The sequence below is a fragment of the Zobellia sp. 1_MG-2023 genome (assembly GCF_030549125.1).
Classification (GTDB): Bacteria; Bacteroidota; Bacteroidia; order Flavobacteriales; family Flavobacteriaceae; genus Zobellia; species Zobellia russellii.
In genome coordinates, this window is sequence record NZ_JAUOSY010000006.1 from 56245 (window position 1) to 71279 (window position 15035).

At 37.4% G+C, this 15035-nt stretch carries 9 protein-coding genes, 1 pseudogene and 1 riboswitch; of the genes and pseudogenes, 7 read left to right on the top strand and 3 right to left on the bottom strand.

Annotation, left to right across the window (positions count from 1 at the left end; translation table 11 throughout):
- Positions 1-103: 103 nt before the first annotated feature.
- Positions 104-704 (bottom strand): annotated as a pseudogene (locus tag Q4597_RS13500) (DUF6642 family protein).
- Positions 705-902: 198 nt separating this feature from the next.
- The gene (locus Q4597_RS13505; RefSeq protein WP_303406577.1) at positions 903-1493 is read right to left on the bottom strand and encodes a 2'-5' RNA ligase family protein; all 591 of its coding nucleotides are present in this window, start codon (positions 1491-1493) and stop codon (positions 903-905) included.
- Positions 1494-1799: 306 nt separating this feature from the next.
- Here Q4597_RS13505 and Q4597_RS13510 point away from each other — a divergent pair, with 306 nt between their 5' ends.
- Entirely contained in the window at positions 1800-5186 is a 3387-nt protein-coding gene (locus Q4597_RS13510) for a hypothetical protein (RefSeq protein ID WP_303406578.1), read from the top strand.
- A gap of 44 nt (positions 5187-5230) precedes the next feature.
- On the opposite strand, the gene Q4597_RS13515 is transcribed toward Q4597_RS13510, so the two are convergent.
- Positions 5231-6574, bottom strand: a complete 1344-nt coding sequence (locus Q4597_RS13515; RefSeq protein ID WP_303406579.1) for a GAF domain-containing sensor histidine kinase — start codon at positions 6572-6574, stop codon at positions 5231-5233.
- Between the two features lie 233 nt (positions 6575-6807).
- Positions 6808-6907, top strand: a riboswitch (SAM-I-IV-variant riboswitch).
- Positions 6908-6955: 48 nt separating this feature from the next.
- Here Q4597_RS13515 and Q4597_RS13520 point away from each other — a divergent pair.
- From Q4597_RS13520 to Q4597_RS13545, 6 genes are all read left to right on the top strand, one after another.
- Complete coding sequence (locus Q4597_RS13520; RefSeq protein ID WP_303406580.1) at positions 6956-8257, top strand: Na+/H+ antiporter NhaC family protein; 1302 nt, start codon at positions 6956-6958, stop codon at positions 8255-8257.
- Positions 8258-8402: 145 nt separating this feature from the next.
- Entirely contained in the window at positions 8403-8705 is a 303-nt protein-coding gene (locus tag Q4597_RS13525) for a hypothetical protein (protein WP_303406581.1), read from the top strand.
- 261 nt (positions 8706-8966) lie between these two features.
- The gene (locus tag Q4597_RS13530; RefSeq protein ID WP_303406582.1) at positions 8967-9656 is read left to right on the top strand and encodes an ABC transporter ATP-binding protein; all 690 of its coding nucleotides are present in this window, start codon (positions 8967-8969) and stop codon (positions 9654-9656) included.
- A 5-nt stretch (positions 9657-9661) separates the two neighbouring features.
- On the top strand, positions 9662-12160 hold the full coding sequence (locus tag Q4597_RS13535; RefSeq protein WP_303406583.1) for a TonB-dependent receptor: 2499 nt from the start codon (positions 9662-9664) through the stop codon (positions 12158-12160).
- Between the two features lie 2 nt (positions 12161-12162).
- Positions 12163-13599, top strand: coding sequence for a DUF3526 domain-containing protein (locus tag Q4597_RS13540; protein ID WP_303406584.1), 1437 nt, complete (start codon positions 12163-12165; stop codon positions 13597-13599).
- Positions 13600-14940: a DUF3526 domain-containing protein gene (locus tag Q4597_RS13545; protein WP_303406585.1), complete on the top strand. Its 1341-nt coding sequence runs from the start codon at positions 13600-13602 to the stop codon at positions 14938-14940.
- Positions 14941-15035 lie beyond the last annotated feature (95 nt).

Genomic DNA, 15035 nt, shown 5'->3' on the forward strand with positions numbered 1-15035 from the left:
ATTTTAAATTATTACTATTTCCTTCTAAAAATAATTTAACCTAAGGATATTACTTTACGGGATCCTGTAATTAATGAAAAAGAACTGGTTTATAATCCTACAATCAATAATACAACCTAAAATCTAGCAATTTACAGACATTGTAATGTCTTTGGTGAAGCTCTTCAACTACCTCAAACATATCGTCATCTTCTTTAAATAAGTTAAAGAATACTTTATCCAGATTGGCACTGCTTATACCGTTAAAGGCGTTACCGTAGCCAGAGATAGCTTTGGCATTGGTGATGTCCAAGAAATATTGCGCTTCTTCTTCGTCCAAATCAAGGATTTTTGCATTGGAAAAATGTAGAATCTTTCCTTTTAACCGGCCTTCGAACAGTTCTGCAATTTCCTGTAAACTGTAGTAATAACCCATTTAGGCAAATGCTATTCGCTTCTCCCACCATAACCAAATAGATAATCTCATAGTCCTTAAAATTATGATCATCTAAGACCAGTGAATTTAAGCTGTCTTCTAGGCCTTCTATAGTGTCGCAGGTTTTATAGATGCTAGCAATACCGTATTTCATGGCCAGTTGCTCCAGTGTTAACTGCGTTTCGGTAAGTTTTGGGGAATCTATATCTTCTACTCCCTCTAAACAATACACAAAATGGTCTTCATTTAATGGTTGTTCTTGGGGCAACTGGGGTCTTTTCTCTAGCAAGCTCTTGAATTTAAACTGGGTGAACGAAACGCAAAATTAAAATAACCCAGCCATTCTTTTTAGCGTTTTTCGGATTAAATTCATTACTATCTTTATATATAATTGGGATCCGGCATCTATGCGAAAGATGCCCATATAAGTGAATAATATACAGCTAAAATGGTCCCTACTTATCGTTAATCTAATTTGCTAAAAGTACTATTCCAACTCAATTTCAAATGCCATCTTATATGCTTTCTCTCCCAATGAATGATTTTTCCTCAGTACGGTTATCTTGTTTACTGTAAAAACTTTGGAGTATGATTTTTCTCGAAAGTACGCCCAGCTTCGGTCAAATTCTAAATCTGGAATTTTACTTGCAATGGTCATATGAGGGACTCCTATTTTCTGAGTGCCCCTGTTACCAATTTTCGCTCTCTTTCTCAACACTGCCACCATAAGGTTTTGAAGCTTGATAATTTCGGCTCCCATAACACCTATACATAAAGTATTTGAGCCTATAAATTTTTGAAATCCATTGGCATGAACTTCAAATCTCTTTTTACCTCCCAAAGCATAACGCAATTCATTTAAAATGGTTAGCTCCGGAATACTTTCAATCATGAAATTGCTTAGGCTAATGTGGGCAATGGAATGAATATATCTGGCTGTACCAAAACGATACATAAAATCTTTTTTAAAATCGAACAGGTCATTTTTGATATGAGCTGGCGGACTAATAATAATCAGATACTCTCTAAGGCCTTGCGTTAAACAGCATGTTCGTTTTTCCAACTCTAAATTTTGCATTGCGTATTGAGGGTTTCATCAATATTAGTAAAAACTCCTAAAATATGGAATTTATACTGAAAATTGGATTTATTCCAAAAAATAATATCATATCCTCACCCTTGTTTCCAAACCAGTATAACAACGACATTCAAGATAAACATCTCATTTGTTGTTAGGTTTCAACTTATTACCGATTATCGAAAATACTAGAGTGAAACTTGAGTAAATACAATCTTTTTTAGTGTTTTTAGTTTATATAATTCTTTGCATGCGCTTAACGGCTGATATAAAGACTAGACCAAAACCAACCTATACCCCACCCCCATGAAGTACTTACAGGCTCTTATACTAGTATGTGTATTAATCACATCTTGCACAAATGATGATGATTCTTTAGAAAAAACTTTAGTAAATGAGGTTATAAATGATACCATTGCGGTAGATACCACAACAGTAGCTATTGAAGCCATTAGCGATATAGAATTTGAGGCTAAAAATTTTGGAGCTGCCCTAACAACTAATTTTATTGGAGAAATCACGGATATTGACGCTAAACCTTTAGGGCAAGTGAAGGTAACCATTGGGAGTCAATCTGTAGTAACAGATACTAAAGGTGTCTTTGTCTTAAATGAGGTTACTGTAAATGAAAAATTTGCTTATATCAAAGCAGAAACGGAAGGCTATATTTTAGGTTCCAGAAGTATAGTACCATCGGCCAGCGGTAGTAATGTTGTAAATATTACACTACTTAAAAAGAATACTATTGAGACCGTGAATTCTGGTGAAACCTCGGAGGTAAGCTTAGAGAATGGTGCAAAGGTAAATTTTGGAGGAAATTTTATAGATGCTTCCGGGGCTCCATATAACGGAAAAGTAGAGGTTTCTATGCATTATTTGGAACCCAACCAAACACAAACATTTTCCCAAATGCCAGGTTCCCTCTTTGGAAAAAGGGAAAATAACGAGGCTACAGCTATGGAAACCTACGGTATGCTGTCTGTTAACTTATATTCCCCTAATGGAGAGATTTTGAATATTTCAGAAGATACGCCTGCAAAACTATATTTTCCTGTTTCTTCTAGCACACCAAATGCTCCGTCATCCATACCACTTTGGTATTTTGATGAAGCTGTTGGGTATTGGAAAGAGCAAGGTGTTGCTACAATTATAGACGGAGAATATGTAGGTGAGGTATCTCACTTTACCTGGTGGAATTGCGATTTACCGTTAAACACTATTAGGGCATGCTTTGAGTTGAAACAAAACGCAGCCTTACCTAACTCTTATTTTGAAATTACCAGGGCTTCCAATGATCAGCTTGTATATTCCGGTTATACAAATGAACTGGGTCAAAATTGTGGTCTTTTCCCTAAAGAAGAAACCCTTGAAATTACCTTGTTTAGTGATTGTGATCCGGAAAGCCCGGCAGGGTCTAAAGAATTTGGTCCTTTTACAGAAGATGGTTTGAACATCACCATTAATATAGACGACTTGGCAGATGTTTCCATCACAACCTTATCCGCTACCGTAACCAATTGCAACAATGCGCCTTTGACCAATGGTTATGCTTTTATACATTCCACAAATGATATCAATGACTTTAAAATACTCCCCATAACTAATGGTGAAATTGAGCAACAATTAGTGTATTGTAACGAAGCGGACTACCTCATTGTTGTAGTAGATGCTAATACCGATGAAACTTCAGATGAAATTACCTTATCCAGTATTGCGAATGGTATTACGGATTTAGGACAAATACAAACTTGCCCTAATCAAGGAGGTACTATATATGAAGGGTCAATAACCTTGACCACCCAAGAAGAAGTAGATGCTTTTGGTGCTTTTGGATATAGTGAGATTACTGGAGATTTAAGGCTAAACGGCCAACAGAGCATTACCTCCTTAGAAAGTTTATCTAGCCTAATGGTTGTTGGAGGGGAATTTTATATAGAAACAGGAGCTAAAAACTTAAATGGTTTAGAAAAACTTGAAACTGTTGGCAGTAATTTGGCTTTCATTTTTAATATACATCTAACTACGTTATCTGCACTTGAAAATTTAAGTTCTATAGGAGGTAATCTACGGTTTACAATAAATACTAAACTTACGTCGCTAACAGGCTTAGAAAGCTTAACTTCTCTTAATGGAATTGAAATAAATGGTAACGGTAGCCTTACTACACTTACAGGATTAGAAAACATAACTTCAGTTCAGGAATATTTGTTTGTATTGGACAACAATAATCTTACTACGTTACAAGGCTTGAACAATGTAACCTCAGTTGGGAACGGCTTAACCATCGGAAATAATAATAAGCTTAACACACTAACTGGATTGGATAATATAATTTCTGTTGGAGGAAATTTACATATTAGGGGTAATGAAAATCTGGTATCTCTTATAGGTTTGGAAAATCTTAATTCAGTTGGCAACCAAACCGTAATAGGTGATAGTTTCCGTCCCAACCCTAAACTTGAAAATTTTTGTGCACTGACCAATCTATTCACAACCGGTACTTTTAGTACAGTAAGTATCTCAAATAATAAATACAATCCATCTTTTAATGATATATATAACGGAGAATGTGAAGAATTGCCCCAAAGCGGTGGTCTATACGAAGGTTCCATTACTTTAACCTCTCAGGAAGACATAGAGAACTTTGGAACAATAGGCTATACCGAAGTTACTGGAGATGTGATTATAATGGATACTGCTACACCAACTATTACCTCACTTGCAAACCTGGATTACTTAACTACAATTGGGGGCTCATTGACCATTTCTAAAACAGCGGTAACCAATTTGCAAGGTTTACAAAATCTTACATCTATTGGCAATCGTTTGACTATTAGCAATAACAGCAATTTAACCAATATTACGGACTTAAATAATCTTACGGCTATAGAGGGTAGATATATAAACATCAGTAATAATTCTGAGCTTACTTCTTTGTCGGGTCTGGATAATTTAACTAGGATAAATGGGGAATTAAGAATTGCTAATAACCAAAGCCTTACCTCATTAGTTGGCTTGGGGAATATTACATCTATTGATCTTGCGCTTATTATTACCCAGAACATGGGACTAACTTCTCTGCAAGGACTGAATAGTTTAAATTCAATTGGACAAGGTATTGCGCTTTATGGAAGCGAATATAATACCGTAGGATTACAAATTACGACCAATTCCGAACTTACTTCATTTGCAGGGTTAAATAATGTTACAGCGTTAAAAGGTGATTTGGTTATTAGACACAATGCAAAACTAGTTACACTTGAAGGCTTGGAAAACGTTACTGCGGTTAACGGTCATTTACAAATTTCAAGAAACAGCGAACTTATTTCTCTAAAAGGACTAAACAACATTGCATCTGTACAATATAAATTAGAGGTGTATCAAAATTATAAACTTGCCACTATAATGGATTTAGAAAACCTTACTACAGTAGGTTCTGATTTATCGCTACATGAGAATAAGATTACCTCATTGAACGGCTTTGAAAATCTTAGCTCTGTTGGTGGCATGATTACTATTGGGGCATCGTTTGATGAAGATTTTAATATGGTCTATGGAGGCAATTATAACTTAACCGATTTTTGCGCATTGACCAATTTTATAATCAATGGCAGTTATACGGATGTATTCATTGAACAGAATGCTTATAATCCTACAGTAAACGATATTTCATACGGTAGCTGTAGCCAATAAAACGGCAATAGAGATTTAAATATATTATTCATAGGAACCAACACCTACGTGGTCTTCAAAAGTGTAAAGTAAAAGGTGGTGCCTACGCCCTCTTCACTTTCTAACCAAATTGAACCGTTATAATATTTAATGATTCTTTTAACGATGGACAGACCTATTCCAGATGAGGAACCAGTGCTTTCTAATTTGGTGAAGATTTTAAATATTCTTTCAAAATAATCGGATTTGATCCCAATACCATTATCTTTTACAAAAAACTCATAATGGTCACTTTTATCAATATAGCCCACATCTACGGTGCCCTGTTCCTTATCGCCATAGTTTATTGCATTCTGAATCAGGTTTTGAAAAACCTGCTTAAATCTCCAGGTATTCCCGTACAAACTTGGCATGTTCTCTTGAACCGTAACCTTTATATGGCCGGGCACTAAAATAGTTTCCAAGACTTCTTTAATGAGGATATTAAAATCAACCTGTTTGTCTTCTGATTCTATTTTATCTATAGTGGAATAATCCAGAATTCCCTTTATTAAGAAATTCATCTTTTCTACATTGAACAAGGCCTGATGTAAAGGTTGTATGGTATCCTCTCCCAAAGCTTCCTTATTGTCATCTATAAACCAACTCACCAAAGTGTGAATATTAATGAGAGGGGCTTTTAAATCATGAGATACCACATGGGCATATTCACTTAATTCTTCATTTTGAAGCGATAGATTCTTTAATAGTTCTTCCTTCTTCTTCTCTTGCTCCTTTATCCGTTCTTCACTCTCTTTACGCTGTATGACATTAACCAGCATATTGGCATAAACAAAAAGGATGTCCTTTTCATTATCATCATACTTATTGATTTTTTTGACAGAATCAAAACCGATAAAACCGATCAACTCATTATTCTTGATTTTTGGAATAGTAATTAGACTCTTAATGCCCTGTGGCTCTAAAACGGCTCGTAAACCATGTTCTCCGTCTTCTGGTAATTCACTTACATCTTCCACAAAGAACGGCTCTCCCTTTTTATGTGCTTCTATCCATTGCGGAATAAAGTCTACAGGTACATTCTGTAAGTTCTCTATTTCCGGTTCTATACCTTCAGAACACCATTCATAAGTGTTTGAAGTGGTGTTATTTACAAAATCATAAGAAAAGATATAGCTTCTGTCCGATTCTACGAACTCGCCAATTTGCTTTAGGGATGCTCTGATAAGTTTATCAATATCCGATAAATCGGAATTAATATGTTTTGTAGAGATACTGATTAACAAATCCTGAAAGCGCAGTTGTCTTTCAATGATTTTGTCTTTTTCTAGCTGACTAATAGTTGTATGGTTATCACCTTCATTGGTTGTTGAAAGTTGATTTTCAGCGTGTAAGTCTTGTTTTTTCATTCCACTCTTCAAAATAATAAGATAAATAGACTTTTTTATCCCTTGGTTAGAAGTTACAAACTAAGTTAAAAAATATGTATTACGTTACTTGACGTACCATTTACATAGGATTTATACTACTTATTAACTCAAAAGTTTAGGATTTCTTCTAATTGACCAAAAAAAAGTGTGATATAAATTAACTCTTTTTATGAGTTGCAGGTAGTTCTTATACCTTATTTTTGCCGCCTTAAAATAATTATCAAGAATCTCAAAAAAAAGGAGATAGCAACCTGCAATAACGAGCAAGGTGCTAAAGAGATAAGCCAATTAGTTGGAACAAATGTTAACCCATATGTCTATCTATTTGCTTCTACTTCCTTTTTTAGCATAAAGAAAGAAATGGCAAACATTAAAGTTAGAACTCCAAAATTTTCCGCTCTCGTACCCCTATTCATTTTTGTATTTACTTTTTTGGGTGTGGGTATATATCAAAACGATTTCTATGCGTTACCTGCTCCCATTGCGGTAATTGTAGGGATAATTGCTGCCTTCCTAATGTTTGGGCAATCTATAGATTTTAAAATAAAAACGGTTTTAAAAGGCTGCGGAGATGATAAAATACTAACTATGTGTTTGATCTACTTGTTAGCAGGTGCATTCGCTGCAATTACCAACGAAACCGGTAGTGTTGATGCCATCGTTAATATGGGATTGGATTTTATAGCCATTCAATACATCTACGTTGGCATTTTTATTATTGCAGGGTTCTTATCGGTTTCTACGGGAACTTCGGTGGGTGCCATTGTTGCTTTGGCTCCTATTGTAGTGGGATTCGCCGATAAGAGCGGCGCGGATTTGGCCATTTTATGTGGTGCACTGTTAGGTGGTAGCATGTTTGGCGATAATTTATCGATAATCTCGGATACTACCATTGCTGATACACAATCCTTAGGTTGTAAAATGAGTGATAAATTCAAGCAGAACATTAAAATTGCCGTACCCGCTGCCCTATTCACTATAGCTATTTTAATCTTTCAGGGTTTGGGATTAAAGTCCGCCGAAACGGAGACTGTAGTTTATAGTTATTCTGTCATCAAAATTATGCCCTATCTTTTGGTCATTGTTCTATCTATTGTAGGAGTGAACGTTTTTGTTACCTTACTATTAGGTTTAGTATTCGCTGGACTTTTGGGGATTGTTTATGGTGATTTTACCCTTATAGAATCTACTAAAATTGCCTATTCTGGATTTACGAACATGACAGAGATTTTCTTGTTGTCTCTATTAACAGGAGGATTGGCCGCTTTAGTAGAACGAAACGGAGGCATAGAGTTTATACTGGTCAACATAAAGAAGCTTATCAAGAACAAAAAAACGGCACAGCTAGGTATTGCCTCATTAGTGAGTACTATTAATATGGCGATTGCCAATAACACGGTTTCTATCATCATTGCCGGGCCCATTGCCAAAACCATTAATGATGAATACGGATTGGATAACAAGAAAACCGCTTCCATCTTAGATATTTTTGCCTGTATTTTTCAAGGTCTACTGCCCTATGGAGCGCAGGTTTTAATGATTTTAAGCTTTTCAAACGGAAAAATCGATTATATAGATTTGGTTTCCAATACCTGGTATTTACTCTTGTTGTTCATTTACACCATCGTATTCATAAACTTTAAACCATTTCGTGTCCGCTAAGCTTGTTTTCGAAGATAAAAAAGGGCCTTGTAATGTTCTTATAATTTATATACCCTTGTACTCCAACTTCAGTTAAATTCATGCCAAAGTAATTTTTGTTTAAATTCTCATTAATAATTTAAAGTATTATTTACTTTTGTCGCTTATGATGAAAAGCAGCAAGAATTTCGTTTCTATGTTTTTTGTCGCTTTGTTTTTGGTATTCAAAGTGGCAGGACTGCATGCGCTTACGCATCATATTGACGATTCCGACGCGCAACATTGCGAAGTTTGTCACATTACCACAGCGGTTAATTTTACACCGCTTTTAAAAACGGAATCTCCCGTTCTACCGCAAACAGAATTCTATTTTTTTGAACAAATGTTCTCTAACAATGCGCCACAGCTTGTTTTTGAAAACCAATTTTTAGGCAGTAATCGCTTTACGCGGCCTCCTCCACAAGTTTAACAGTCCATTTTGTATGTAGTACCGTCAATTTTTATAGGACCGGTACGCCCTTTTCATTCGTCATATTCTTTCTTTGCCACACTTCTTTTGATTTGTCGCACACCCGAATACGGTATGCTGAAAGCTAAGTGTTGAATATACATATGGACCTGTCTTTTTCGTAAGGACATCTTCTTTATCATTTATATACTTATACCACAAATTGCTGTGTATAAGGATGATTACACGATTTACCTATACTCTTAATTTAGTTATACTATTATGTTGAAAGCAACGAACATAAGCAAGTCTTATCAAGGAAAGGCAGCTTTAAAAGACGTTTCGTTTGAAGTTTCCAAAGGCGAAATATTTTGTCTTTTGGGTCAGAACGGCGCAGGAAAAACCACTACGATCAATATTTTTTTAGGCTTTATATCAAAAGATGGCGGCCAAGCCTTTATTGCCGATAAAGAAGTAGGAAAGGACGATACCAATAAACTTACCGCATACATTCCCGAAACGGTACAACTTTACGGTAACCTTAGTGGCGTAGAAAACTTGGATTTCTTTAGCCGTTTAGCAGGGTTCACATACACCACGGCAGAGCTGGAAGCGTTTCTAGCTAAAACAGGCCTGCAGTTGGATGCACAACATAAAAGGCTCTCCTCCTACTCTAAGGGAATGCGGCAAAAAGTGGGCATTGCCGTGGCATTGGCCAAAAATGCCGAAGTTATTTTCATGGATGAGCCCACTTCTGGCCTAGATCCTAAAGCCACAGCAGAATTTACTCAAATCTGTAAGGAACTTGCCAGTATGGGTAAGGTCATCTTTATGGCCACCCATGATATTTTTAATGCCGTAGAACTGGGCACCACCATTGGTATTATGAAAGAAGGAGTTTTGGCCCAACAATTAAAGGCCAATGAAATTAACGCAAATGAATTAAACCAACTTTACCTAGAAACAATTTAGAAAAGATGAACCACTATATAAAAATAATACTGGCCTTACTACTATGCAACGCAACGTACGGTCAAATAAAAGTGAATGGTAAGGTTAACGATACGAACGGATTACCCGTTTATGGGGCCACTGTTTCATTTTCCAATACGGCTACGGCAAACAAAAGGGGAACCACCACCGAAGCGAACGGAAATTTCAGTTTTGAAATTTCGGAAACCGGCACCTTTCAACTGACGGTGAGTTACATAGGGATGAAGTCTATTACCATTAAAAAGACCTTTGATGAGTTAAAAGATTACGATTTAGGAACCTTGGTATTACAGGAAAATGTAGAACAGCTACAGTCAGTAGAAGTGGTTGGTCGGGCAAGAACGGATTATAATAGTGATTATTCGTTCTCGGCTACAAAAGTGGCCATTGCCAACAAAGAGCTACCACAAGCCATTACTTCGGTAACCAAAGAATTAATTGCGGATCGTCTTGCCTTTCAGGTACCCGATGCCGTTAAGACGGTAAGTAATGTTTCCGTTACAGGGCTGTACAATCACTATAATATTCGTGGTATTACGCAAGCGGATGACGGACAAGTATTAAACGGAATGCGTACCCGTCAATATTACTTCCTTCAGCCTATTACCTCACACTTAGAACGTGTTGAAGTGATAAAAGGCCCCTCATCGGTTACTTTTTCGAGTGCAGATCCCGGTGGTACCGTAAACATGGTTACCAAAAAACCATTGGCAGAAAAACGTAATGAGGTTTCTTTAACTACGGGTAGTTTTGGAACCATAAGGGCTACAGCCGATTTTACGGGGCCCTTAAATGAATCTAAAACCTTGTTATATCGTTTAAACGCCGCAATTCAAGAGGCGGATTCATTTAGGGATGTTGTGAACAATAATGCTATACTATTTACACCTTCTCTAAGTTATATTCCAAACGAGACTACCTCACTTAACGTAGAGATGATTTATAGCAATGCCGAAGGTAACTTAGATAGAGGCCAACCTATTTTTGGCGCTATAAATGGGAACTATGATATAGATAGTACTCCAATTACAATGAACGTGGGTGCTTCAAGCGATCACTACAAAAACAAAGAGCTCATTTTAATGGCGAACTTTAGCAAAAGGTTTACCGATCGGTTAGGTTTCAATGCACAATACATGAAACAAACCTGGGACGAAGATTTAGCCGAGCATAGAGTGGATGGTGCAGCCGTGGATATTGATGGGAATGTTATTCCTACGCTGGCGCGAATGCGATATGATGAGAGACAGCAATTTTGGGAAACGGACAACTTTAGTACCTATTTCACTTATGACATAAAAACCGATAAGATTACCAATAAAACCTTGGTGGGTTATGATGCTACACGTTGGGAGCGGAAAATTGGAGCAGGATTCCTTCGTGCCAGAAGATACTTAACGGTAGATGGTAGTCAGGCAAATTTTGACCCCAGTAATCCGGATAACTTTCAGCAAACGGTGGTAGATGGTGTTACCATACCCGTGCCTGCGGTTCCTCATTTTAACTTAGAAGACCCTTTTAACGGCGCTAGGAATACCAATGCGTACAATCTTGCGGAACTAAGTATTCCTGCAAACCTAAATACTTCAAACGGTTTCTATATTCAAAACCAGTTTAAGGTGGGAAAATTTTCAGCTTTGGTAAACTTACGATATGAGCGTTTCACGGATATTTTTGATTATGAAGGAGATGAGCAAGAGTTTACGAACGATGCCATTGTACCTAGATTTGGTCTAACCTATGAAATTACAAAAACCGTTAGTGCATATGCCACTTACCTAGAAGGCTTTCAACCGCACACCAATACAGTTTCTTTATCACCAACGGCAGAAGGTTTCTTTTGGGCCACTTCCCCGAGTAGATTTGATCCGTTGGAAAGTAGCTTGACGGAATTTGGCGCAAAAGGAGAGTTTTTGAACGGAAAAATATTCGCCAACCTTGCCATTTTCAATATTACTCAAAAAAACATCCTTCTTGGAGATACCTATGATTTGGACAACCTAACCACCAGAGGTGAACAAAGAAGTAGAGGTTTTGAGATGGATGTATCCGGTTATATAGCATCAAACTTTCAACTTACGGCATCTTATGGGTTTGCCGATGCTGAAATTGTTGAGGATGCCATAGAGGAATTCATTGGTGAGCCTATTGGTGGTGCCCCTAAGCATAATGCAAATATTTGGGGGCGCTATGATTTCACCAATCAAACCTTAAAAGGTATCGGAATTGGTTTGGGTGCCCAGTATATGGATGAGCGGTATACATGGTATAACCCTACTTACGATACGGATAGACTACTCCTCCCTTCCTATACCGTATTTGATGCTGCGGTTTATTATAAGCCAAATAACACAGGAATGCAATTGACCTTAAAGTTCAACAACTTATTTGATGAAACATATTGGTTAGGTGGGCTAAACCCATCTAGATTAGGGCCTGGAGCTCCAAGAAATGTATTGCTGAATGCAACCTATAAATTCTAAGTATGAGAAAAAATGTAATCTATCTATTGGCACGCCAATTATGGAAAGATGCCTTTAGGTCTAAAGTACTCTTAATAGCTTCGGTGCTAATGGGCGGACTATTATTATTTTCGGCCTATAGCGGATGGCAGAATTATAACGACCAAAACCATACCCGCCATGAAATTCAACATGAGGTTCAAGAAAGTTGGGAAAACAATCCGGACAAGCATCCTCATAGAATGGCCCATTACGGTTCGTTCGCCTTTAGAATTAAGCATGTACTAAGTATTTTTGACCTCGGGATGGAAAATTTTGTGGGCAACGCCATGTTTTTGGAGGCGCACAAACAGAATACCGTCAATTTTTCGGAAGCAAGTATGTCCACCGGTTTATTGCGTTTCGGAGAAGTTAGTCTGGCCATGTTATTAAAGGTAATCGTGCCCCTTTTAATTTTCTATTTGGGGTTCAACACCATAGCTCAGGAACGGGAAAACGGCACCTTAAAATTACTGATAGGCCAAGGTATAACTAGAAAAGAAATTGTTTTTGGAAAATGGTTGGGACTATGGAGTTTGTCCTTGATCTTTCTTTTTTCCGTCTTTCTCGTGCTCCTATTTTTTATGGTATTGGAACGGCATGAAGTACATGCCGGTGGTTTGTTAAGGTATTTGGTACTTTTTGTTTCCTACCTCCTCTTTTTTGGCATTCTAGGCGCTATTACCGTTTTTGTATCGGCATTTAGTAAAACTGCTAAGGGGGCATTGGTGAAGCTCTTGGGTATTTGGTTGCTGTTCATCATTGTCGTTCCAAAATCATTGCAGGCAATGGGGTATTACCTCTACCCTACACCCTCAAAAATAGAAATGGAGACTGCGGTAGAACACGATTTGGTTCAACTTGGGGATAGCCATAATCCGGACGATCCGCATTTTAAGGCTTTAAAAGATTCCGTCCTTGCGGCCAATAATGTTACCGATGTGGCAGACCTTCCCTTTAACTATGGAGGGTTTGTAATGGCAAAAGGCGAGGCCTTAAGTGCTGCGGTGTATCACAAACACCAAAGTCAGCTGTATGAAGTCTACGGAAAACAGAACAATCTAGAACGGTATTCTGCTTTTATCAACCCATATACGGCTATTAAAAATCTATCCATGGCCTTCTCGGGAACCGATTTTCAATCTTTTCTACATTTTAAGGATCAGGCAGAAAATTATCGATATGATTTAGCGCAGGAAATGAACCAGTTACAAATGGATTTGATTCCTAACAAGGGTAAAGCGGGACCGGATGTTATTTCCAGCGATTACTGGAAAAATTTTCCGCCATTTCATTATGAATTTCTAAGTACTAGGGAACTTTTTAAGAATGAGCTCATCTCCATCATAGCGCTGCTTTTGTGGGGTGTTTTGGCGCTATTTGGACTCTTAAGATTATCAACTAACCTAAAAGCCATATAAATGTATAGTTTATTGTTTAAATCATTTTTTAGGACGAAAATATTCTTGGTAAGTCTTGTGTTGCTCATGAGTGTTGGTCTGATCAGTATTCTAATTGGTAAGCAGTATTTGATAAAACAGGAAAACACTATTGTTGCCGCCCAAAAGTTTCAGGAAGAAAGCATACGGAAAAATGTCACCTACCATAATGATGACCTGGGATTGTTGTTGTATTACCTCCGTTTTACCTTAATTAAAAAACCTGCCAATATAAACGCTCTTTCTATTGGTCAGAGTGATGTAAATCCGTTATTGCAAGCAGTCACCATTCGTGGTCTGGAAGGACAAAAATATGATACCGATTTTGAGAATCCGTCTTTGCTCATGTCGGGAAATTTAGATTTGGGGTTTGTCATCATTTATTTGTTTCCTTTAGTGTTGATAGCCATGACCTTTAATTTGTATTCTGAAGAAAAGGAATGGGGTACGTGGCGTATTTTGGCCGCGCAAACTTCTGGAAAAGCGGCCTTTTTATTCAAAAAACTCTTGGTTAGGGTACTCTTTGTTCTTGCGGTGCTCGTAGTGCTTCTGCTCCTATCGAGCGTTATCCTACAAATACCGATGGACCAGAATTTCTGGGGTATATTTTTACAAAGCCTTTTGTACCTATTATTTTGGAGTACGCTCTGTTTTTGGATGGTTTCGTTTTTAAAGAGTTCTAGTTTTAATGCGCTGGCATTGATATCTATTTGGGTGGTCTTGACCATTTTATTTCCCGCAATGATCAATAATTATGTGCTGAACAAATATCAAGTTCCCGAAGCATTGGATGCCATGGTTGAACAACGTGACGGCTACCATGAAAAATGGGATTTGGAAAAAAGCGCTACAATGGACGGGTTTTTGGAAGCTTACCCACAGTTTAAAAATTATCCTGTTCCCGAAGACGAATTTTCTTGGCTTTGGTATTACGGTATGCAGCATATGGGCGATTTAGAATCTCATGATACCAGTACCGAAATGACCGAAAAAGTAATGTTACGCAACACGGTAAGCGAAACAGTGGCGCTTTTTGTTCCTACCATGCATGCGCAACTTAGTTTTAATCATTTGGCCGGAACGGATATGATCAGTCACTTGGGGTTCTTAAAACAACTTACCGAGTTTCATGAAAAGCTACGCTTGGATTTTTATCCCAAAATCTTTAAAAATCAACCGGCTGAATCTGTAGATTGGAAAAACTATAACATTAAATTTCATGAAGCCAATCGGAGTTTTAGCTGGCTAAAACTAATTCTTCCTCCCTTTTTAATAACCCTTGTCATAGGGGTTTTAGGAAGGATGAACCTAAAGAAATTATAAGTGATAGGGCCGAATTTTTCGGCCCTATTATATTTCATTAAAATAGAAACTGTTTTCTTGCTCCAATTGCATATCACCATCCCTTAAGCCGCCAG